20 protein-coding genes are annotated in these 20698 nt (G+C 65.6%); 8 read left to right on the forward strand and 12 right to left on the reverse strand.

What is annotated here, in order from left to right; genetic code table 11:
• Positions 1 to 843, reverse strand: a complete 843-nt coding sequence (locus ACVJ5M_RS20685) for a GNAT family N-acetyltransferase (RefSeq protein ID WP_354099965.1) — start codon at positions 841 to 843, stop codon at positions 1 to 3.
• Positions 844 to 943: 100 nt separating this feature from the next.
• On the opposite strand from ACVJ5M_RS20685, the gene ACVJ5M_RS20690 reads away from it, so the two are divergent.
• On the forward strand, positions 944 to 1648 hold the full coding sequence (locus tag ACVJ5M_RS20690; protein ID WP_166097168.1) for an SDR family oxidoreductase: 705 nt from the start codon (positions 944 to 946) through the stop codon (positions 1646 to 1648).
• A gap of 280 nt (positions 1649 to 1928) precedes the next feature.
• Positions 1929 to 2756, forward strand: a complete 828-nt coding sequence (locus tag ACVJ5M_RS20695) for an outer membrane protein (RefSeq protein WP_166342241.1) — start codon at positions 1929 to 1931, stop codon at positions 2754 to 2756.
• Between the two features lie 67 nt (positions 2757 to 2823).
• On the opposite strand, the gene ACVJ5M_RS20700 is transcribed toward ACVJ5M_RS20695, so the two are convergent.
• Positions 2824 to 3879 carry a serine hydrolase gene (locus tag ACVJ5M_RS20700; protein WP_166342240.1) on the reverse strand — a complete coding sequence of 352 codons (1056 nt, stop codon included), beginning with the start codon at positions 3877 to 3879 and terminating at the stop codon, positions 2824 to 2826.
• 280 nt (positions 3880 to 4159) lie between these two features.
• Between ACVJ5M_RS20700 and ACVJ5M_RS20705 the strand changes: the two genes are divergently transcribed.
• The 3 genes from ACVJ5M_RS20705 to ACVJ5M_RS20715 all read left to right on the forward strand — a co-directional run bounded on the left by ACVJ5M_RS20705 (position 4160) and on the right by ACVJ5M_RS20715 (position 6087).
• Positions 4160 to 4549, forward strand: coding sequence for an ArsR/SmtB family transcription factor (locus tag ACVJ5M_RS20705; RefSeq protein ID WP_063982661.1), 390 nt, complete (start codon positions 4160 to 4162; stop codon positions 4547 to 4549).
• A complete protein-coding gene (locus ACVJ5M_RS20710) occupies positions 4549 to 5040 on the forward strand; it encodes an SRPBCC family protein (RefSeq protein ID WP_354099966.1) in 492 nt (163 codons plus the stop codon). Before ACVJ5M_RS20705 ends, ACVJ5M_RS20710 begins: the two co-directional genes overlap by 1 nt.
• A 204-nt stretch (positions 5041 to 5244) precedes the next feature.
• Positions 5245 to 6087 carry a hypothetical protein gene (locus tag ACVJ5M_RS20715; protein WP_063982663.1) on the forward strand — a complete coding sequence of 281 codons (843 nt, stop codon included), beginning with the start codon at positions 5245 to 5247 and terminating at the stop codon, positions 6085 to 6087.
• Here ACVJ5M_RS20715 and ACVJ5M_RS20720 read toward each other — a convergent pair.
• Entirely contained in the window at positions 6068 to 6754 is a 687-nt protein-coding gene (locus ACVJ5M_RS20720) for a response regulator (protein ID WP_063982664.1), read from the reverse strand. The genes ACVJ5M_RS20715 and ACVJ5M_RS20720 overlap by 20 nt on opposite strands.
• On the reverse strand, positions 6751 to 8136 hold the full coding sequence (locus tag ACVJ5M_RS20725) for a HAMP domain-containing sensor histidine kinase (protein ID WP_063982665.1): 1386 nt from the start codon (positions 8134 to 8136) through the stop codon (positions 6751 to 6753). The genes ACVJ5M_RS20720 and ACVJ5M_RS20725 overlap by 4 nt, the downstream gene beginning before the upstream one ends.
• Before the next feature lie 188 nt (positions 8137 to 8324).
• Between ACVJ5M_RS20725 and ACVJ5M_RS20730 the strand changes: the two genes are divergently transcribed.
• Complete coding sequence (locus ACVJ5M_RS20730; RefSeq protein ID WP_063982666.1) at positions 8325 to 9191, forward strand: DUF3280 domain-containing protein; 867 nt, start codon at positions 8325 to 8327, stop codon at positions 9189 to 9191.
• Positions 9192 to 9205: 14 nt separating this feature from the next.
• Here the strand turns inward: ACVJ5M_RS20730 and ACVJ5M_RS20735 are convergent, their stop codons facing one another.
• The 3 genes from ACVJ5M_RS20735 to ACVJ5M_RS20745 are packed head-to-tail and all read right to left on the reverse strand — an operon-like array spanning position 9206 to position 12243.
• Entirely contained in the window at positions 9206 to 10237 is a 1032-nt protein-coding gene (locus ACVJ5M_RS20735) for an L-idonate 5-dehydrogenase (RefSeq protein ID WP_354099967.1), read from the reverse strand.
• Between the two features lie 26 nt (positions 10238 to 10263).
• Positions 10264 to 11031: an SDR family oxidoreductase gene (locus tag ACVJ5M_RS20740; protein WP_247301815.1), complete on the reverse strand. Its 768-nt coding sequence runs from the start codon at positions 11029 to 11031 to the stop codon at positions 10264 to 10266.
• A 12-nt stretch (positions 11032 to 11043) separates the two neighbouring features.
• Positions 11044 to 12243, reverse strand: coding sequence for a mandelate racemase/muconate lactonizing enzyme family protein (locus tag ACVJ5M_RS20745; protein ID WP_085405508.1), 1200 nt, complete (start codon positions 12241 to 12243; stop codon positions 11044 to 11046).
• 174 nt (positions 12244 to 12417) lie between these two features.
• On the opposite strand from ACVJ5M_RS20745, the gene ACVJ5M_RS20750 reads away from it, so the two are divergent.
• Positions 12418 to 13185: a GntR family transcriptional regulator gene (locus ACVJ5M_RS20750; RefSeq protein ID WP_028152288.1), complete on the forward strand. Its 768-nt coding sequence runs from the start codon at positions 12418 to 12420 to the stop codon at positions 13183 to 13185.
• 25 nt (positions 13186 to 13210) lie between these two features.
• Entirely contained in the window at positions 13211 to 14575 is a 1365-nt protein-coding gene (locus ACVJ5M_RS20755) for an MFS transporter (RefSeq protein ID WP_063982669.1), read from the forward strand.
• A gap of 46 nt (positions 14576 to 14621) precedes the next feature.
• Here ACVJ5M_RS20755 and ACVJ5M_RS20760 read toward each other — a convergent pair whose 3' ends face one another.
• From ACVJ5M_RS20760 to ACVJ5M_RS20780, 5 genes are all read right to left on the reverse strand, one after another.
• Positions 14622 to 14855, reverse strand: a complete 234-nt coding sequence (locus tag ACVJ5M_RS20760) for a hypothetical protein (protein ID WP_063982670.1) — start codon at positions 14853 to 14855, stop codon at positions 14622 to 14624.
• A 97-nt stretch (positions 14856 to 14952) separates the two neighbouring features.
• On the reverse strand, positions 14953 to 16203 hold the full coding sequence (locus ACVJ5M_RS20765) for an arsenic transporter (RefSeq protein WP_063982671.1): 1251 nt from the start codon (positions 16201 to 16203) through the stop codon (positions 14953 to 14955).
• 25 nt (positions 16204 to 16228) lie between these two features.
• Positions 16229 to 17515 carry an MFS transporter gene (locus tag ACVJ5M_RS20770; RefSeq protein WP_354099968.1) on the reverse strand — a complete coding sequence of 429 codons (1287 nt, stop codon included), beginning with the start codon at positions 17513 to 17515 and terminating at the stop codon, positions 16229 to 16231.
• Between the two features lie 68 nt (positions 17516 to 17583).
• Positions 17584 to 18024 (reverse strand): EamA family transporter, encoded by a 441-nt coding sequence (locus ACVJ5M_RS20775; RefSeq protein ID WP_063982673.1) that lies wholly within the window; start codon positions 18022 to 18024, stop codon positions 17584 to 17586.
• A 10-nt stretch (positions 18025 to 18034) separates the two neighbouring features.
• Positions 18035 to 20512 carry a PAS domain-containing hybrid sensor histidine kinase/response regulator gene (locus ACVJ5M_RS20780; protein WP_354099969.1) on the reverse strand — a complete coding sequence of 826 codons (2478 nt, stop codon included), beginning with the start codon at positions 20510 to 20512 and terminating at the stop codon, positions 18035 to 18037.
• Positions 20513 to 20698: the final 186 nt, after the last annotated feature.

A 20698-nucleotide genomic window follows, 5' to 3' on the forward strand; every position in this document is an offset into this window, starting at 1 on the left:
CTAGCCCAGTTCAAAACTGGTCACGCCGAAGACGCGGTCGATCCGCAGCGGCGGGATCGGCCCTGTGTACATCCGCGCCGTCTCGAACACCGGCTTGAGCCCGAGCGATTCCGCGAGCGCGATGGCCTCGCGATTGATCGCAGGGACGTCGAAGAAGACTTCGCCGCCGCCTGCGCTCGCCAGCAGCGCCTGCACGATCGCTTCCGCCGCTCCGCGGACGTCGGCGACGAGCGGGCCGATCTTGTGGCCGGTCCGGCAGGGCCGGATCACCCCCCATGCCGCGAGCTTGCCGTCGCTCAGCAGCGCGCCGCCGAGATGGCCCGATGTGTTGATCCAGGCGCGCAGGAAGGCGCTGCGCGCGGCCGGGAAGACGGTCGCGTCGTCGGCTTCAACGAGCGCAAACGGGACATTGTCGAGCGCGACGATTTCGGCGGGCGGATTCGGCAGCGCGGCGACGATGCCGCCGTAGCGGATATTGGCGTAGGCAAGCTGGAAGCCGGACTTCTTGTAATTATCCTGCTGCGCGACGACGCCGTCGAGCCCGATCACGCGGGCGCCCGCATGCGCGATCGCGGCGTTCCAGATGCGCAGGCCGTGGCCCGCGCCGCGAAAGCCTGAGCGCACGATGTAGAAGCCGAGGAAGGCGAAGCGATCATCGTAATTGACGCAGGAGATTGTTGTGACCGGCTGGCCGTCGATCTCGCCGACGAAGAAGCCTTTCGCGTCCGGGATCGCGAAACAGGCGGCGTCGCCGAGGCCCGGATTCCAGCCCTCGGCCGCGGCCCAGTCGACGGCGATGGCGATCTCCTCGGGGCGCAAATTGCGGATCTGCAGATCGCTCATGACGGATGCCTTCGGCGGTGGACCTGCCGGCAGGTCCGGCGGTAGAAGGCCTCATGATAGGCCGGGCCCGGGGCTCGCCTCAACACAGGGATGATCGGTCATGGCAGCAGAGAAGGTCGCACTCGTCACGGCTGGCGGCAGCGGCATGGGGGCAGGGGCTGCGCGGCGGCTCGCGGCCGACGGCTTTCGCGTCGCGATCCTGTCGTCCTCCGGCAAGGGCGAGGCGCTGGCAGTCGAGCTTGGCGGCCTCGGCGTCACCGGCTCCAACAAGTCGAACGATGATCTGAAGCGGCTCGTCGACGGGGCGATGGCCAAATGGGGGCGCATCGACGTGCTCGTCAATAGCGCCGGCCACGGGCCGCGCGCGGCGATCACGGAGATCACCGACGAGCAGTGGCACACCGGCCTCGACACCTATCTCCTCAACGTGATCCGGCCGACCCGGCTGGTGACGCCGGTGATGCAGGCGCAGAAGGCCGGCGCCATCATCAACATCTCGACCGCCTGGGCGTTCGAGCCGAGCGCGATGTTCCCGACCTCCGCGGTGTTCCGCGCGGGCCTCGCCGCCTTCACGAAGATCTTCACCGACACCCATGCCGCCGACAACATCCGCATGAACAACGTTCTGCCGGGCTGGATCGACAGCCTGCCGCAGCTGGATGCGCGGCGCGACAGCGTGCCGATGAAGCGCTACGGCAAGGTCGAGGAGGTCGCGGCGACGGTGTCGTTCCTGGCGTCCGAGGGTGCCGCCTACATCACCGGCCAGAATATCCGCGTCGACGGCGGACTGACGCGCTCGGTGTGAGTCGTCGCGCGGCTTCGCTCCGCCATTCCAGTGCACTTGTCGTAACGCGACGCGCGGCCTGCGCGGTGCGCCGCTGCGGATGGGGCGACGCGTGGCGTTCGGGTCACACTCGTCACTGGTCTTGCGCGATAAGTCACTGACTACGTCACAGTCCATACGAACTGCGCCGCAGACCGAGACGGCGAGCGATCCACTCCCTATCCCCAATCTGCGCCGGATGGCTCCCACCGGTGCGCAATTGAAACGCGAGCGTCGATCGCGTGGGGCATGGAGACTCGGAATGAACAAGTTTTTGCTGGCGGTCGCTTCAATTGTGCTCGGCACCGCATCCGCGCATGCGGCCGACCTCGCGGCGCAATACACCAAGGCGCCGGTGATGGCGCCGGCCTACAACTGGACCGGCTTTTACGTCGGCGGCAATGTCGGCGGGCAGTGGGGCAACGCCGATCTGAACACCTCGACCATCTGGACGCCGGCCGGCTATTTTGCGGCGAGCAGCGTCCCCGCCATCAACACGGTCGGCGCCCAGGGCGTCAACAGCTCCAGCGTGACCGGCGGCTTTACCGCGGGCTACAACTGGCAGGTCAACCACGCTGTGCTCGGCCTCGAAGGCGACATCAACTATCTCGGTTTCAAGGGCAGCGCGACGGGCTCTGCGCTCTATCCCTGCTGCGCGCCGACAGGCTTTACCGTGTCGTCGCAGGTCTCGGCCGATTGGCTCGCCACCATCCGCGGTCGCATCGGCTTCCTCGCGGCTCCGACCTGGCTGCTGTACGCGACGGGCGGCGCGGCGATCTCCGAGGTGAAGGGCAATTTCAATTTCACCGACACGTTCTCAGCCGCGACCGAGTCGGCCGCGATTCGCGACACGCGCCTCGGCTGGACCGCGGGCGTCGGCACCGAATATGCCTTCGGCGGCGGCTGGTCGCTCAAGGCCGAATATCTCTACGTCGATCTCGGCCGCGCCAGCGCGACCAGTACCAATCTGGTCGGCGGCGTAACGCAATATCCGAGTAACGTTTATACCCACTCGGTCGATCTCAAGTCGAACATTGTGCGCGTCGGCGTGAACTACAAGTTCGGCGGACCGGTCGTCGCCAGGTACTGAGCATCCCGTTCCTGATCTGGCGCGGAAAGCCCCGGCTCTGCCGGGGCTTTCTGTTGCGAGGGACGGTTCAGTGCGAGGCGACGAGCTTCGCCAGCGCGGGCAGGATCTTGTAGCGAACGATCTCGTGCGGGTATTCGCCGCGATTGGCGAGCAGGACGAAACCGATCTGCCTGATAGGGACGAGGCCGAGATAGCCGGAGGCATTGTTGAGGCCGCCGGGCTTGTCGACGATGGTGGCGTCGGGGAGGTGGACCGTCTCCCAGGCCATGCCTTGTCCGAATTTGTCGTCGACGCGGAAGGTCTCGCGCTGCGTCATCCGCAGCGCCTCGCGCAAATGTGGATCGACCGAGCGGCCGTCGACGCAGGCCGCAACGAAGGTCGCGAGATCCCGCGCGGACGAAAACATCTGGCCGGCGCCGGGAAAGTCGAAATAGCTCTGCTGGTTGCCGGGTGGGCCGAGCGCCATGCCCTGATCCGAATAGCCTTGCACGACGCGCTGCATCCACGCCGCGTCCATGACGGCGCGGTTGTCCTCGCCGCGCTCCGGCAGAGAGGTTGCATTCATGCCGATCGGCCCAAGGATGCGCTCTTCGAACAAGGTTGCGATCGGAGCGTCGTAGCAGCGCTCGAGCACGAGCTGAAGCAGAACGTAACAGGCATGGCTGTAGATGCGCTGCTTGCCGGGCGCTTCGCCGGCCTGCGGCTTCCAGGCGTTGAACATGTCGATGAACTGCGCCTGCGAGAATGAGTCGTTCGGCCAGGGCGGATGGTCGGTCGAAAGCAGCATGCCCGACGTGTGCGTGGCGAGCTGGCCGACGGTGACGCGGCGGACATAGTCTCCCGTGAGCTCGGGCAGATATTTCGGCAGGCGGTCGTCGAGCCGCAATTCACTCCGGAGCGAGCCCAGCGCCACCAGCGTCGCCTCGAACGGTTTGCGCAGCGAACCAAGGTTGAACAGCGTGTCCGGTGTGACCGGTCGTCGCGTGCCGTCGTCGGCGAAGCCGTAGTTGAAGAACTCGACATGGCGGCCGGCATAGAGCGCGGCGGCGAGGCCGCCCGGCTGGTCCGGCGTCGCGGTCGGCGCCAGCTCGTTGGCGACGATGTCGCGCATCTGCGCGATCATGTCGGAATCCGCGGATGCGCGGCGCGGCCAGGCCAGCGCGAGGGGAACCAGCGCAGCCCGCGCGAGGGCCCGCCGGGTGAGGTGTGATGAGGTGACAACAGACGGCACGGCTCTGACGCTTGATGCGATGCGCCCCCTCTCTGTTTTAACGGGGAGGGCCGGGTGCCCCAATTCACGATTCCGCGTTGTGGGTTCCGCCGGCGGGGGCTTGCGGAAAAATACTTAGCTTGTGAGCTAACAATTATTGACGCTGGGCGGCAGCGGGTCTATAGTTAGCTTCATGGCTAACCAATTGTCCCAGCTCGACCATGTCTTCGCAGCCCTTGCCGATCCCACAAGGCGGGCGATCGTGATGCGGCTCTGCGCCGGCGAGGCGTCGGTCGGCGAGCTCGCCGATCCGTTCGAGATGGCGCTGCCGAGCTTCATGAAACACATCCATGTGCTGGAGACGAGCGGGCTCGTTCAGTCGGAGAAATCCGGCCGCGTGCGCACCTGCCGTCTCAGCCCGGACGCGCTCGTCGGCGCGGAGGACTGGTTCCAGCAGCAGCGCGCGATCTGGGAGGCGCGGCTCGACCGGTTCGAGGCTTACGTCATGCAACTGAAGAAAGAGAAGGAGAGGGCGGCCGCCAAGCGACCGTCCCGCACAACCAAACGGAAAGGTTCTGAGTGATGACGAATTCTGCCAATCCCGCTCTGTCGCAATGGTCGATGGACCGCGAGATCGTGATGTCGCGCGTGATCGACGCGCCGCGCGATCTGGTGTTCGAGGCGTGGTCCGATCCAAAACATCTCCCGCAATGGTTCGGGCCGAAGGGCTTCAAGCTCGAGACCTTCGAGATCGACGTGCGTGTCGGCGGCGTCTGGCGCTTCAACATGATCGGTCCTGACGGCATCGTCTATCCGAACCGCATGCGCTTCCGCCGCATCGAGCGGCCGGCGCTGATGGAGATGGATCACGGCGTCGACCAGGACGAGGATCCCGGCATGTTCCGCTTCACTGTTACCTTTGCCGAGCAGGCCAACGGCAAGACCGTGCTGATGATGCGGCAACTGGCCTCGAGCACCGAGCAGCGCGACGGCATGATCGGCTTCGGTGCCGTCGAATATGGCTACCAGACGCTGGACAAGCTCGCGGCGTATGTTGGTGGGATGAAGAAATAGAGTCCCCGCGTTATTCCGGGGGCCTCGAAGAGGCGCCCCGGAATAAGCTCGGAAACGCATGGGGAGAGCAGCCGCCTTCGCGAATATGACAGCGCGCAGGTCAATTATGACAGCGCCATAACGTAGATTTTTGTCGCGTCGTGCCGCCGATTTATGACAGAATTGCTACCACTAAATGTCATATCGGTTACGGCGGAGCGATTCATGTTGCAGTGGCAGGCGCGGTCAAATCCCCTCGCGTGGTGGTGGGGGTCCCTGACGCTTGTCAGCAGTGCCAACATTCTCGTCTGGTTCATGCTGTACCGCGAGTTCTATCCGACGGTTGCCGGCAGCGCCGGCGGCGGTTCGGATATCGGGCTGATGTTCCTGCTCTGCGCCGGCTATGTGTTCGGCTGCGCGTTCCGATCGTTCCTGCCGCGCGCCGACGTGCAGCGCATCTGCCTGTTCGACACCTGGCTCTCCAGCGTCTTCGTCGGCCGCACCGTCGCGACCGTGGCCGAACTGTGCTTCGTCGCGCAATGGGCGATCATCCTGCATCAGCTGGGTCACATGACGGGCGCGGAGACCGCGGTGAACATCGCGCTGGTGATCGTGCCCATCATCATCGTCGCGGAGTGCTTCTCCTGGTACGCGGTCGTCACCACCAACTTCCTCTACAACGCGATCGAGAACTCGCTGTGGGCGGTGACGTTTTTCCTCGCCGGCATCGCGCTGTGCCGCCTCATGCCGGAATTCCAGGGACCGGTGCGATGGGCGCTGATCGCCGGCATCGTCGGCATCGCCTGCTTCCTCGCCTTCCTCGTCACCGTCGACGTGCCGATGTATCTCAGCCGCTGGCGGGCAGGGCATCAAGAGGGCAACAAGCTCCTCGGCTTCCTCGAAGGTCTGCATGACGTCGCGACGCGCTGGGTGGTGACCCACGACATCGCGCATTGGAAGGGCGAGCTGACCTGGATGTTCCTGTATTTCACCGCTGCGGTGTGGTCGAGCCTCGCGCTCTGCGCGCTCTACGCCATGGAAGGCTATCTCACGCGTTATCTGGCCTGAGCGACCGGGCTTCGCCGAGATCGGCCTGCGTCAGCAGGCCTTGCCGCAGCGCCAGCCGGACCAGCTCGATGTCGGAGCCGACGCCGAGCTTGTCCTTGATCAGCGAATGCAGGTTCGCCACCGTCTTCGGGCTGACGTGGAGCGTCTCGGCGATCTCCTCCGTCGTGTTCTCGGCGAGCAGCAGCCGCAGCACCTCGAACTCGCGCGGCGTGAGGACGTCGGCGGCCGAGCTCTCGCCGCTGATACGGCTGAGCGCGAGCTCGTGGTCGATGTCGGGGCTGATGGCGATCTTGCCGGCGAGCACGTCCATCACGGCGCGCACCAGCGTCTCGGGCGGGCTGGTCTTGGTGACATAGCCCCGCGCGCCGGCGCGGATCGCCTGCACGGCGAAGCCGGCATTCTCGTGCATGGTGAAGACCAGGATCCGTGCCGCCTTGTCCCATTGCCTGATGCGCCTGACGGCCTCGATGCCGCCGATGCCGGGCATGCTCAGATCCATGATGACGAGGTCGGGCGCCTCGGATTTGAAGAGACGGTAGGCCTCGGCGCCGTCGGCGGCTTCGGCGACGACGCGAAGCCCCGGCTGCTTCTGGAGCACGGAGCGATAGCCCTCTCGGACGACGGAATGGTCGTCGACCAGCAGAATGGTCGCATCGGCCGCGCTCATGCCGCGCGCTCCAGTGGCTGCCGATCGAGGCCTGCAAGCGGAATGACCACGCGCAGCGCGGAGCCGCCGTTCGGCGCGGCCTCGAAGCTCAACTGGCCGCGCAAGGCCGCAACGCGCTCGCGCATGCCGAGCAGGCCCATTCCGGATTTTGCGACGGGATCGTTCGACCGTCCGTCGTCGTCGATCGCAAGTGCGATCTCGTCGGCACGCATCGCAAGCTCCAGGCTTACCCGCGTGGCGCCGGCATGCTTGGCGGCGTTGGTGAGCGCCTCCTGCACGATACGGTACAGGCTCGCGCTGATCGTGGCGGGCAGGGTCGCGAACGCACCGTCGAAACGGATCGAAAACCGTGTCTGGCCGCGGCTACGCCCGTTCCAGCCCGCGACGAGGCCTTCGAGGCTCGCCACGAGCCCGAGCTCCTCGACATCAGGCGGGCGCAGCCGGAACAGCGCGCCGCGCAACGTCTCCATCATGCCGGTTGCGGTCCGCGCGATGCCGTCGCACTCGCCAAGCAGGGAGGGGCAGTCCTGTACGGCGGTCTGGCGGGCAGAGGAGGCGAGCGCGCGGATGGCGGCCAGCGACTGGCCGAACTCGTCATGCAGCTCGCGCGCGAGATGGCGGCGCTCCTCGTCCTGGAGTGCGATCAGTTTCCGCGTCAGCTCGCTGCGCTCGGCCAGAGCGGTGTCGAGGCTTTCGGCGAGATGGTTGAAGACGTCGCGGATCGCCGACAGCTCGGCGAGATCGAACGGCGGCAGCCGCGTCGACAGGTCATTGGCGGCGATCCGTTCGAGGCCGGAGCGGATCATGCGGGTGGGGCGCAGGGCACGCGCCAGTGCGGCGTAGACCAGGACGCACAACAGCGGCAGTGCGATTGCAAGTGCGAGCATCAGGCGGCCGGCCTCGTGCCAGGCGTCGGCGGTCTGCACGGCCGGGTCGACCGAGACCACGGTCTCGCCGAGCTTCGTTCCGCGCACGATCACGGGCCGTGCCGCCTCGCGGCCGGGGTCGAACAGGCTGCGATAGAAAGCCACGAAGACTTGCGGCGGCGGGTTCGCCGGGATCGGCGCGCCACTGCAGAATCGCTGGATGATGTCGCCGCTCACGCCGCGGAACGCCAGGCACAGGCCGGGCGTCATCACATAGGCCGAAACGGGGTCGAGGTTGGGAAAGTCCGAGCGCGGGCTCGCCACCCACTGGATCTTGCCCTGTTGCAGCTCCAGCGTCTTGGCCACGATGGCGGCGATGTCGTCGAGGCGCGCATGGGCCGCGCGGTCGGCGGTGATGAGGAAATAGGCGGAGATCGCGGCGAAGCACGCGGCCGATATGGCGGCCACGCGCAACGTCAGACGGACCTTGAGATCGAACCTCGGGCGGTTCCACATCGGCGGGCACCTGGCGCGAACGGAATTGTCGCCGGCGCATTAAACGGCAGAACGCGAGCGGCGGAAAGCACTGCGCATACCGCGGTGCAACGTCGTGAAATTTTCCCGGCCTTGATCGGGACCAGCGCAGCTGCATGGCATGAGGTTGCCGTCCAGATTGCGCCGCCGCTCCATCACACGAGGCCCGCATGCGCCGTATCAGCTTGATCCTCTCTGCTTTCCTCCTCTTCGTCCTCCCGGCGGCCTCCTCGCCTGCCGGCGCCGAGGATGCCATCGGCGTTGCCATGGACGATTTCAGCTACACCGATACGTCGGCCGAGCCGGCCAACCAGACCGCCGCCCATGAGCGGCGGCTGTCGGCGTTCATGGCCGCGCTCAGGCGGGATATCAGTGCGGACGGCCGCTACCGGCCGGTGCCGTCTGCCCAGGACGGCGCGGCATTCAAGGTCATCGGCGGCATCCAGAAGACCAGCACGCTGGTGCAATGGGCCAAGGTCGCCGTCATCGACGTCGGCGCCAAGAAGCTCGTGATGGACAAGCTCTACACCTTCCGCGGCGACAATGATGAATCATGGGAGCGTGCCGAGATTTTCGTGTCTCGCGAGGTCATGACCGCGCTCGCCACGCCCGCGCCGGTCGCGTTGGCCGTGTTCGATTTCGAGCTCGAGGATACGACCGCCGCCTCGGCGGGCGCTTCAGCCACGTCGGATACGTCATACTTGGCCGAAGTTACCGCCAGCGTGCGCGAGGCGCTGGGCCAATCCGGCCGCTACCGCATCGTTGATGCCGGCGGCGAGGCGGTCAAGGCGCGCGCCTTGCGGGATTGCGGTGGCTGCGAGGCGGCGCTCGCGCAAAAGCTCGGCGCGGATCAGTCGCTGATCGGCGTGGTGCGGCGGGTCAGCCGCACCGAATACACGCTCGGCTTCCAGGTCCGCGATGCCAGGACCGGTGCGGTGCTGTCGCGTGGCGACAGCGGCCTGCGCATGGGCGCGGACTATTCGTGGAAACGGGGCGCGGTCAGGCTGGTCAGCGATAAGCTGATCGGGAGCCAGTAACCGCGATACCAGCCCTAGAACGTCAGCTGCACCTTCATCGACCGCGAGCGGTCGCTGGCGAGCTCGAACGCGGCGACCGCGTTCTCGAACGGCATGGTGGCCGTGATCAGCGGTTTCACGTCGATCAGCCCTTCGCCCATCAGCCGCACCGCGAGCTCGAATTCGGGGTCGAAGCGGAAGGTGCCGCGGAGCTGCAATTCCTTGGCGACGATGGAGTTGATCGGCAGCGTCATCTCGCCGCCGAGACCGAGCTGCACCAGCGTGGCGCCGGGCCTGAGCACGTCGAGCGCCGTTCGCAGCGCGGCCTGGTTGCCGGAGGCCTCGAACAGGGTGTCGAACACGCCCTTGCCGGCGCGCCAGGGATCGAGCGTTGTGGCATCGGTCGCGACATTGATGGCGTGGGTGGCGCCGAGCTTTCTCGCGACCGCGAGCGGTGCGTCGGCGACATCGGTCACCACGATCTCGGACGCGCCGCCGAAGCGCGACACCAGGATCATCAGTGCACCGATCGGCCCGCAACCCGTGATCAGCACGCGCTTGCCGAGGAGGGGGCCGGCCTGCTTGCCGGCATGCAGGCACACCGCGAGCGGCTCGGCCACCGCAGCTTCCGCCAGCGACAGCTTGTCAGCAATCGGCACGGCTTGCGTGGCATCTACTGTGATGAACTCGCGAAAGCCGCCTTGGACATGGGGGAAGCGCATCGCGCTGCCGAGGAAGCGCATGTCGAGGCACTGGTTGCGCATGCCTTCCTGGCAATGCAGGCACTGGCCGCACGGTCTGCTCGGATTGACGGCGACGCGCGCGCCCGGCTTCACATTGGTGACGCCGTCACCAACGGCCGCGACCACGCCCGCGATCTCGTGGCCCAGCGCCATCGGCTGCTGGATGCGCACGACGCCGAAACCGCCGTGATGGTAGTAGTGCAGATCGGAGCCGCAGATGCCGCCGTTCGCAATCTTGACGCGGACTTCGCCCGGGGCGGGGGCTGGATCGGGATAGCTGTCGATCCGCACGTCTTTCGGGGCGTGGATGACGACGGCGCGCATGGTCTCGTTCCCTTAGGCTTTCGCGATTACATCGCGGCGATCATGCCGCCATCGACATAGATGATCTGTCCGTTGACGTAGGTCGAAGCGTCCGACGCCAGGAAGATCGCCGCGCCCACCAGCTCGTCCGGCCTGCCCCAGCGCTTGGAGGGGATGCGGCCCATCAGCCAGTTGTTGAAGTCGGTGTTGTTGACCAGCGCCTCGTTCATGTCGGTCAGCATGTAGCCGGGGCCGATCGCATTGGCCTGGATGCCGTGCTGGGCCCATTCCACCGCCATCGAGCGGGTCAGGTTCTTGATGCCGCCCTTGGCCGCGGTGTAGGGCGCGATGGTGGGACGCGCGAGCTCGCTGCCGAGCGAGCCGATATTGATGATCTTGCCACGCTTGCGCGGGATCATGCGCTTGCCGGCCTCGCGGCCGATCACGAAGGCGCTGGTGAGGTCAGTCTCGATCACCTTGCGCCATTCGTCGGTGGTGAATTCCACCAGCGGCTTGCGGTGCTGGATGCCGGCATTGTTGACGAGAATGTCGACCGCGAGCCCTTCACGGTCGAAGCGCTCGAAGGCCGCGACGATCGCGGGCTCGTCGGTGACGTTGAATGCGGCGCCCTCGGCCTGATGTCCGGCGGCGCGAAACTCGGCCACGGCCTGCTCGACGCGCTTGGGGTCGACGCCGTTGATGATGATCTTGGCGCCGGCCTTGGCCATGCCCTCGGCAATGGCACGGCCGAGCCCGCGGGAGGAGCCGGTCACGAGCGCGGTGCGGCCGGAAAGGTCGAAGAGGGCGGTGCTCATCTCAAAAAATCCTCAGACGTTGGAGCGACGCACGGTCAGATCGGAGCGGTCGAATACGGCGGGCAGAAGGTCGACGCCGAGGCCGGGTCCTTCCATCGGATAGACAAAGCCGTCCTTGATCGTCGGCATCGTGGTGACGAGCTCATTGTACCAGCCGTTGTAGAAGGCGCGTACCGATTCCTGGATCAGCGTGTTGGGCTGGCTGAACGACATGTGGATGGCGGCGATGAAGCCGATCGGGCCGATGCAGTCATGCGGCGCAAACGGGCGGTGATAGGTCTCGGCCATCGCCGCGATCTTGCGGCCCTCGGTGAGGCCACCGGTCCAGCACAGGTCTGCCATCACCACATGCATGGCGTCGCGGTCGAGCATGTCCTTGTAGGGGAAGCGTGAGCCCAGCGTCTCGCTGGCGCAGACCCAAACATCGGTCGAACGGGCATATTCGGCCAGCGCCTGCGGTGAGTTCATCCGGATCGGGTCTTCGTACCAGGTCGGCTTGTAGGGCTCGAGCGCGCGCGCGATCTGCTTGGCGGTCGGCAGGTTCCAGAGCGAGTGGAGCTCGACCATGATCTCCATCTTGTCGCCGACGGCCTTGCGGATCTTCTCGAACGGTTCGATCGCCCGCTTCATCTGGGCTGCGGTGATGTAGAGGCCCTTGTTCTCCTGTGCCGCCGGGTCGAACGGCCAGATCTTCATCGCGGAGATGCCGCTCTCCAGCAGGCTTTCGGCCAGCGCGTCGGCGTGGTGCATGAAGCCGTCGAGGTCTTCGTAGGGGCCTTTGGAGGCGCCGAGATTCCAGTTGGCGACGGGGCTGATATTGGTGGAGCGGACATATTGAGTGCCGGCGCAGGTGTTGTAGATGCGCTGCTTGTCGCGGCAGAGGCCGCCGAGCATCTGGTGCACAGGCTGATTGCAGACCTTGCCGAACAAATCCCATAGCGCGATGTCGATTGCGGACGCCGCGCGGTATTCGACGCCGGTCGAGGATTGCGCCATCGGCAGGTTCAGCATGTCGCGGTGGATCGCCTCGATGTGCAGCGGATTGCGGCCGAGCAGGCGGCCGGCAAAGGTGTCGTGGATCTGCGCTTCGACCGCGCCCGCGCCATAGAAGGTTTCGCCGAGACCGATCATGCCCGTGTCGGTGTGAACGCGTACCCAGATGACGTTGGAAAATTCCTCGGTGCGCAGCGTCTCGATTGACGTGATCTTCACGGCAATAATCCTCCCATCACAGGCGCCTCGCGCCTGACGTCTCATTTCGCACTGCAACATGTTGCAGGTCGCGCGAACGTCTTACGCTTGCTTGTAATATATCACAACATGTTTTAAGGGTCCCACAACTAAGGCGCCACCCAGCAATGAGAGCGCGGCTGACAGGAGGACGACATGGCACGGCGCAAGCGCGCGCTCGAGGTGGTGAGAAACGAGGACGACGGCGAGGGCAAGCCCTCCCGGCGCAACCGGCTCAACTTCTTCGAGCTGGCTTACCAGAGGATCGAAGAGCTGCTCGTCCACTGCGAGCTTAAGCCCGGACAATTCATGACGATGCTGGAATTGCAGCACATCACCGGGTTCGGGCGCACACCAGTGCATCACGCCGTCAATCGTCTCTCCGCCGACACGCTCATCATCATCCGTCCGCGCCACGGCCTGCACATCGCGCCGATCGATCTTGCGCGCGAGCGGATGCTGCTGGCCTTGCGCCGCGACATGGAGCGCTTTGTCGTGCGGCTCGCGGCCGATCGCGCCAGCCTGTCGCATCGCAATCAGGCGCTGCACATCGAGCGTCTGCTGCGCGAACGCCGCGCCACCCTGACCCTCGACGAATTCAACAGCATCGATCGCCGCATCGACGCGCTGGTGCTGGAAGCCGCCGGCGAGCCCTTCCTGGTGCACACGCTGCGGCCGTTGCACACGCTGTACCGCCGCATCGGCTACATCCACCATCGCTTCATGCCGGGACAGGCCGAGCTGTCGGGCACGATCGATCGCCACCTCGCCATTCTCGTTGCGGTCGCCGGCCGCCATGTCGAGGACGCCGTGAAGGCGAGCGATGCGTTGATCGACTACATGGACCACATGTTCACGGGCATGGAGGCGGGGATCGATCCGCGCCTGCTCGATTGCAGCATCGAGCCGCTGCTCGGCACGTAAGAAAGTTTTGAAGAGAGGACCAAAGATGTTAACGACGGCGATGCCACAACCGACCGCGAGCGAAGCCGCGGTCCGCTACCTCATCACGAACTACAGTCCCAAGGGCAACAAGGTCGGCTGGCTGATGATGGCCTCGATCCTGGTCGAAGCCTGGGATCTCTATTCGATCGCCTTCGTGCTGATCTTCATCAAGGAGCAGTACAATCCCGATCCGCTGATGCTCGGTCTCGCTGCAGCCGGCACGCAGGGCGGCGCCTTAATCGGCGCGCTGCTCGGCGGCTGGCTCTCCGACAAGATCGGCCGCCGCGTCATGTTCCTGGTGACGATGGTGCTGTTCATCGTGCTGGCGCTGGCGCAGGCCTTCGTGCCGAACGTGACCTGGCTCATCGTGATCCGCTTCCTGCTCGGCATTCCGCTCGGCTCGGATATTTCGACCGGCTACACCTACATCATGGAATCCATGGCCAAGGGTGAGCGCGAGGTCATGGGCAATCGCTGGCAATTCATGTTCGCCGTCGGTGAAGTTCTCACTATCGGTGTTATCGTGATCTTCCTGCTGATCGACATGCAGCACGAGATGCTGTGGCGCGTGACGCTCGGTCTCGGCGCAGTGCCGGCGCTGATCATCCTGATCATGCGTCACGACGTGCCGGAGACGGCGGTGTGGCTGGTGCAGAAGGGACGTTACCGCGAGGCCAAGAAGGTCGCGCGCGAGATGTTCAACGACAATCTCGACATGTTGCCGGACCAGGACGTGAAGGTGCCGAAGGTCAGCACACGTGCCTTCATCGCCGACCTCAGGAAGGACCCGATCCGCTGGCGCGCCACGATCTACGGCTGGATCGCCTGTTTCGCGCAAGGCAGCGAGTTCTCGACCTTCGCATTCTATCTGCCGGTGCTGTTCGTGATGGTTGGCGTGTCGAGCGTGCTCGGCATCAATCTGGTGACGATGGCGCTGTTTTCCTTCGCGGCCCTGTCCGGCTGGGTCGGTCCGCTGCTGACGCCCAAGATCGGCCACCGCGGCATCTCGATCGCCGGTTTCAGCATCGTGCTGGCCTCGCTGCTGGTCGCGGCCTTCGCGCTCTACACCGACAACAAGATCCTGCTGCCGTTCGCAGCGGCCGCCATGTTGTGGGGCCATTATTGGGACGCGTCGAACTGCATGACGATCCCGACCATGGTTGCGAAGCCCAAGTATCGCGGCACCGCCAGTGGCTTCGCCTACATGTTCGTGAAGTTGCCGTCGTTCCTGGCGATCTTCCTGTTCCCGACGGTATTCGCCGCGATCGGGCAGGCCAATGCCACGCTGATGGTCGCGATCTTCCCGCTGATCGGATTGCTCGCCGCAATCTTCATCCTGCCGGAAGTCTACGGCTACGAGAACGACTAACGCGTTGCCCGGTCGCGGCCTTGTGGCCGCGATCGGGCTTTTCCCGCTACGGGCTCAGGAAGACGGGATTGATCCCGGACCCATGGCCGAGCAGGCCGATCGCCTGAAGCTGGGCGCTGTGGAGGTCGATCTCCACGATCGCAAACAGGGTCAGCAGCACCACGACCGAGACGACGAGCAGGGGGTGATATGTCCCGCCACCTTGTTCCGGCGCGGTGAAGCTCCGAAACGACCGGCGTAGGGAAAAACTCTGCGGCAATGCCTTTGATTGAATCTGCATGATGGACCTCCGTGCCGCGCCGTATGAGACTGCGCGACGCGAAGAAGCATAGGTCCGGCCTTGGTGGCGACATTGATGCGCCGCAAATTGCGCGCGATTACCGGATCGCAGCCGCAAGCGCTGCGATCAAGGCGGGGGGCGTCACCAGCAGGCCCAGCTTGAGGAACGGCCAGGCGCCGACCTCGATTTTTTCGCGGCGAAGCGCAACCAGCCACAGGATCGTCGCGAGCGAACCGGTGATCGAGAAATTCGGTCCCAGGTCGACGCCGATCAGGATGGCGCTGACGACCGAGGTGGGCAGGTGATCGGCGGCCACGATCGACCCGGCGACGAGGCCGACCGGCAGGTTATTGGCAATATTGGTGGCGATGGCGGTGGCGATCCCAACGCTCCAGCCGGCCCCGGGTACGGACTGCGCGACGGCCTCGTGCAGAAGTGCGCTGAGATGGCCGATCACGCCAGTCTTCACCAGTGCTTCCACCATAACGAAAAGCCCGCCGACCAGCGGCAGCACGCTCCAGGACACGTGCTTCAGTACCGGCATGGGCGACTGACGGCTGAGCAGCAGGACGAGGCCGGTCGTCACGGCGCCGCAGATGAAGGTCGGCGGGCCAAGCTGCTTGTCGAGCGCGGAGGCCGTGATCAGCACCACGCCGATCGCAGCAATGCCGATCGCGGTCAGCTTGCCGCCGCGGCTGAGCACCTTGTGCGGCACGCGGCGCTCGATGACCTCCTGTTTCAGCGCCCGATGCTGGGTGATGCGCAGTACGACATAGGTCAGCACGATCGAGGCGAGCGAGGGCAGGGCGAACTGACGCAGCCATTCGGTCAGATGCGGCATGCGCGAGCCGAACACCACGAGATTGGCGGGGTTCGAGATCGGCAGCACGAAGCTCGCGGCGTTCGCGATGAAGGCGCAGACGAAGAGATAGGGCAGCGGCTTGGCGCCGGCCGCGCGCGTCGCGGCGTAGACGGCGGGCGTCAGCACGATCGCGGTGGCGTCGTTGGAGAGCAGCACGGTGACGACCGTGCCGACGAGATAGATCAGCAGAAACAGCCGCTGCGGCGAGCCGGCTGCATATTCGACCGCGAGGGCGGCGAGATAGTCGAACAGGCCTTCGAGCCGGGCGAGCTCGGCGATCAGCATCATGCCGATCAGGAAGAGATAGACGTCGACGCCTTTCTCGATGCCGGTGAGCGCGTCCTGCCACGGCAGGAGGCCGAGCAGCACCAGGGCGCCGGCGCCGATCACGGCCCAAATCGCCTCGGGCAGGCGAAAAGGCCGGATGATGACGCCTGCGGTCGCGGCGACGATGATGCTCCAGGCCCAGATGGCGTCAGACGGCACGTTCAGTCCTTGAGGTTGGGTCGGTTCATTCGGCAGCGATAACCGATGCTGGAGCCGCTGTCTTCCCCTGTGCCTGCAAGGTGCCACGCCGGGTCTCGGGCAAAGCGAGGAGGCAGACGACGGCACCAATCGCGGCGACCGCGCCGAGCGTGATGAACGCCGCGCTGTAGCCGGCTCCGACCACGACGAGGCCCGCAAGCGTCGTCGACAGTGCCGCGCCGATGCTCTGGGCGGTGATGACGGCGCCCTGCGCGACGTTGAAGCGGCCGGTGTTGCGCATGAGGTCGGCGACGATGACGGGGAAGATCGCGCCAAAGATGCCGGCGCCGACGCCATCCAGAAGCTGCACGCCGACCAGCCAGAACGGATTGTCGGAGAGCGTATAGAGCGCGCCGCGAATGGGCAGGATCAACAATGCGGCGAGGAAGAAGCGCTTGTGGCCCCAGCGGTCGGCCTTCGCGCCAACCAGCATCGCGAACGGCACCATGACAACTTGAGCTGCGACGATGCAGGCCGACATCAGGCTGGTGCCCATGTTCTTGTCCTGCAGCGCGAGTTTCTGCCCGACCAGCGGCAGCATGGCCGCGTTGGACAGGTGAAACAGCACGACGCAGACTGCGAAGACGAGGAGGGGGCGGCAGGTCAGGAGCACCGTGAGACCTGAAGGCTGCTCCGGCTGGTCACCGGTATCGGCGTCGTGCAGCCCGCGCGCGAGGTCGTGGTCGATGGCGCGGGCGGGGATTGCGAGAATGCTCACGAGGCTTGCGACCGCCATGGCAGCGAGAAGGTAGAACACGACGGTCGGGCCGAACCAATAGGCGGAAAGTCCCGCCAGCCCGGCGGCGACTGCATTGCCGGCGTGATTAAAGGTCTCGTTGCGGCCGATCCGCCGGGTGAAGGCGGCATGACCGAAGATGCCGAGCGAGACGGCGGCGATCGCCGGCGGAAAGATCACGGCGGCGGCCTGCGCGATGCCTTGCGAGACCGCGACCGGCAGGAAGCTGGGAAACAGCGGCAGCGACAATGACGCCAGCGTCACCATGATGGCGGCGATGACCATCGCCAGCCGCTTCGCCCGCGTCGCATCGACCAGCGCGCCGGCCGGCGTCTGCGCCACGATGCCGGCAATGGTCGCAATCGACATCACGAGGCCGATGCGTGCCTCGTCCCAGTGCTGCTCGGTGAGGAGATAGACGGCGAGATAGGGCCCAAGCCCGTCGCGGACGTCGGCGAGGAAGAAGTTGGCCGCATCCAGCGCGCGGCCGGCGCGTCTCGTCTGGTCGGTGGGGTAATGGGAGGCTTGGCTCGACATCGGTCTCTCGATCGAGGCTGGGAAGCGATCCGCCAGAAACCGATCTCACGCCACCTTTGTTCCGCCCTTCAAAACTTCACGGCCAGCAGCACCGCGCCGGCGCCGATCATGGCGATGCCGAGCCAGCCCTGTCCAGTCGGACGCTCGCCGAGAAAGGTGAAGGCGAAAAGGGCGACCAGTACGACGCTGAGCTTGTCGATCGGCGCCACCAGCGTCGCCGGGCCGAGCTTCAGCGCACGGAAATAGCACAGCCAGGACGCGCCGGTCGCAAGCCCGGACAGCACCAGGAACAGCCAGGTCTTCGACGAGACCGCCGACGGCACCGCGAATTGTCCGGTGAAGAACAGCAGCACCGAGAAGGCGAGCAGCACCACGATCGTGCGGATGAACGTCGCCAGATCCGGATTGATGTTCTCGACGCCGACCTTGGCGAAGATCGCGGTGAGCGCCGCAAAGCAGGCCGACAGAAGCGCCCAGGTCTGCCAGGCGGAGAAGAGGGCGGGTTTCATCGATTATCTCTCACCTTGCCGCCGCCAACTTCTCCGTGATCGCCTTGCGCAAAATGCGCGACAGCGATTCCACGGAGTACGGCTTCTGGATCAGCTCGAACCCGCGATGCGCGTTCTCGGCGAGGACGTTGCTGTAGCCACTTGTGAGCACGACGGGCAGGCCCGGATAGCGCTCGCGGATGACGCCGGCGAGCTCGACGCCGTTCATGCCGGGCATGATGACGTCGGAGAAGACGAGGTCGACCGCGAATTCGTTCTCGCCGAGAATGCCGAGCGCCGCATTGGCGTTGGCGACCCGGCGGACGACATAGCCGAGATCTTCCAGCAGCTCGGTCGAGAACTGGCCGACGTCGTCATTGTCCTCGACCACGAGCACGCGATAGCCGCGCCCGGTGGTGGCGGCCTCGCTGGTCAGCGCCGCAGCGTCCTTCTCCGCGGCGGGACTGTGCGCCTGCGGCAGGTAGATGGTGAAGGTCGCGCCTTCGCCGCGTGTGCTCGTCACCGCGATGTCGCCCTCGGACTGCTTTGCGAAGCCGAAGGCCTGGCTGAGGCCGAGGCCGGTGCCCTTACCCACCTCCTTGGTGGTGAAGAACGGCTCGAAGATGGCGTCGATGTTTTCAGGGGCGATGCCGCTGCCGGTGTCCGCAACCGAGATCGCGACATAGTCGCCGCCGCGCGCCGACTGCGCACGCAGGCTCGGGATGCCCGCGACCTTGCGCACGGCGATGGTGAGGTGGCCTTCGCCATCCATGGCGTCGCGGGCGTTGATTGCGAGGTTGATCAGCGCGGTCTCGAACTGCGCGATGTCGGCCACCGTGAAGCAGTCGGCATCGTTCACCTCGACGGCGATCGCGATGCGGCCGCCGACCAGTGGCCGGACCAGTTGCGCCACGGCCTCGACCTGGCTGCCGACGTTGAAGATCTGCGGCTTCAGCGGCTGCCTGCGCGCAAAGGCCAAAAGCTGCGCTGTGAGCTTGGAGGCGCGCTCCACGGTGTCGGAGATGGCGTCGACATAGCGGCGGCGGCGTTCTTCCGGCAGTTCGCGGCGGCGCAGGAAGTCGGTCGCGGAGCGGATGATGGTGAGGAGGTTGTTGAAGTCGTGGGCGACGCCGCCGGTGAGCTGGCCGATCGCCTCCATCTTCTGCGACTGCCGCAGCGCTTCCTCGCCGCGGCGGCGCTCGGTGATGTCGACGGCCTCGGGCACCGCACCGGTGATGTTGCCGTGGCGGTCGAGCACGGGACGCATGCCGAAGTCGAAATCGCGCTCTCCGATGGGCAGGCGCAGGCGCATCTCCAGCCGCACCGCTTCGCCTCTGAGCACGGTGTCGAAGGCCTCGCGCACGACGGCGCTCATGCCCTGGGTCTGGTTGAACCAGGGCGTGTCCCAGAACGGTTTGCCGATGACGTCGCGGGCCTCCACGCGAATGCCATCGAGCGCAGTCCGGTTCGCGTAGAGCAGCTCGCCCCTGAGATTGACCAGCCCCTGATACTGGTTGCTCGTCTCCAGGATCGCGCGCAGCCGCGCCTCGTTGGATTCGAGCTCGGCGGTGCGCTCGGTGATGCGCTCCTCCAGCGTCTCGTTGAGTCGCCTCAGCTCGATCTCGGCCTGCTTGGCGGCGGTGATGTCGTGGGCGACGCCGATGAAGCCGATGTGCTTGCCGGTCGGGTCCCAGCGCGGCTGCGATTCCGAGCGCAGCCACCGCCATTCACCGCTGGCGTTCTTGTAGCGCGCTTCCAGCACGAACGGCTTCAGCGACGCTTCGCCCTGGACGGATTGCTGCAGCACATGCGGCAGGTCGTCCGGATGCAATATCTTGCGCCAGTCGAAATCGATGGCCTGGTCGTAGGGCAGGCCGATGAAGTCGACATAGGCCTGGTTGGCGAAGGAGCGCGTGCGGTCGAGCTTCGTGACCCAGATCGGCACCGGCGCGCTGTCGGCGATCAGCCGGAAGCGCTCCTCGCTCTCGCGCAGCGTCTCGCGCGCGAGTGCCTGGGCGGTGATGTCGATATGGGCGCCGACGAGGCGAATGGCGCGGCCGTCACTGTCGCGCTCGAACTTGGCGACGACGCGGATCCAGCGGGTCTCGCCGTCGTTGGGGCGGATGATGCGGTATTCGGCGGTGTAGTCTTCGTTCGTCCCGGCCAGCGCATCGAGGAAGTGCTTGACCGCGGCGTCGCGATCCTCGGGATGGATGCGGTTGACCCAATCCTCATGCGACTCGTCGGTGGCATCCGCCGGCAGCCCGTGGAGCATCAGATATTCCGGCGAGCGGCGGTTCTTGAAGCCTTCGCGGAAGTCGACCTCGAGGCCGCCGACCTTGCCGATGCGCTGGATACGCGCCAGCTCTGCCTCGCGCTCCTGGAGCGCGTGATAGGCGTCGTCGCGCTCGCGCGCGATCTCTTCGAGGTGCTGGCGCAGCCTTTCGGCGGCGGTGGTATCGGGCAAGGGATCGTTCAAGGTGTCGGCCGTTGTGATGCTAGAGCGCACGTGCCGGGCCGATATTCCCACAGACAAAGCGTGATAGCCATTACTCAAAAGGGGATAAGGACGGAAAGGGCCACCGATCGCAGGGGCGGGTATGAACGAACGCCGGGTCTGGCTATTTGTTCCCGAATGTTGGAACGATGAGCCCCCGCGCGCGTATTTGCGAGGCGTCGCAACTCTTAATCATAA

It is taken from the genome of Bradyrhizobium sp. S3.7.6 (assembly GCF_054061875.1).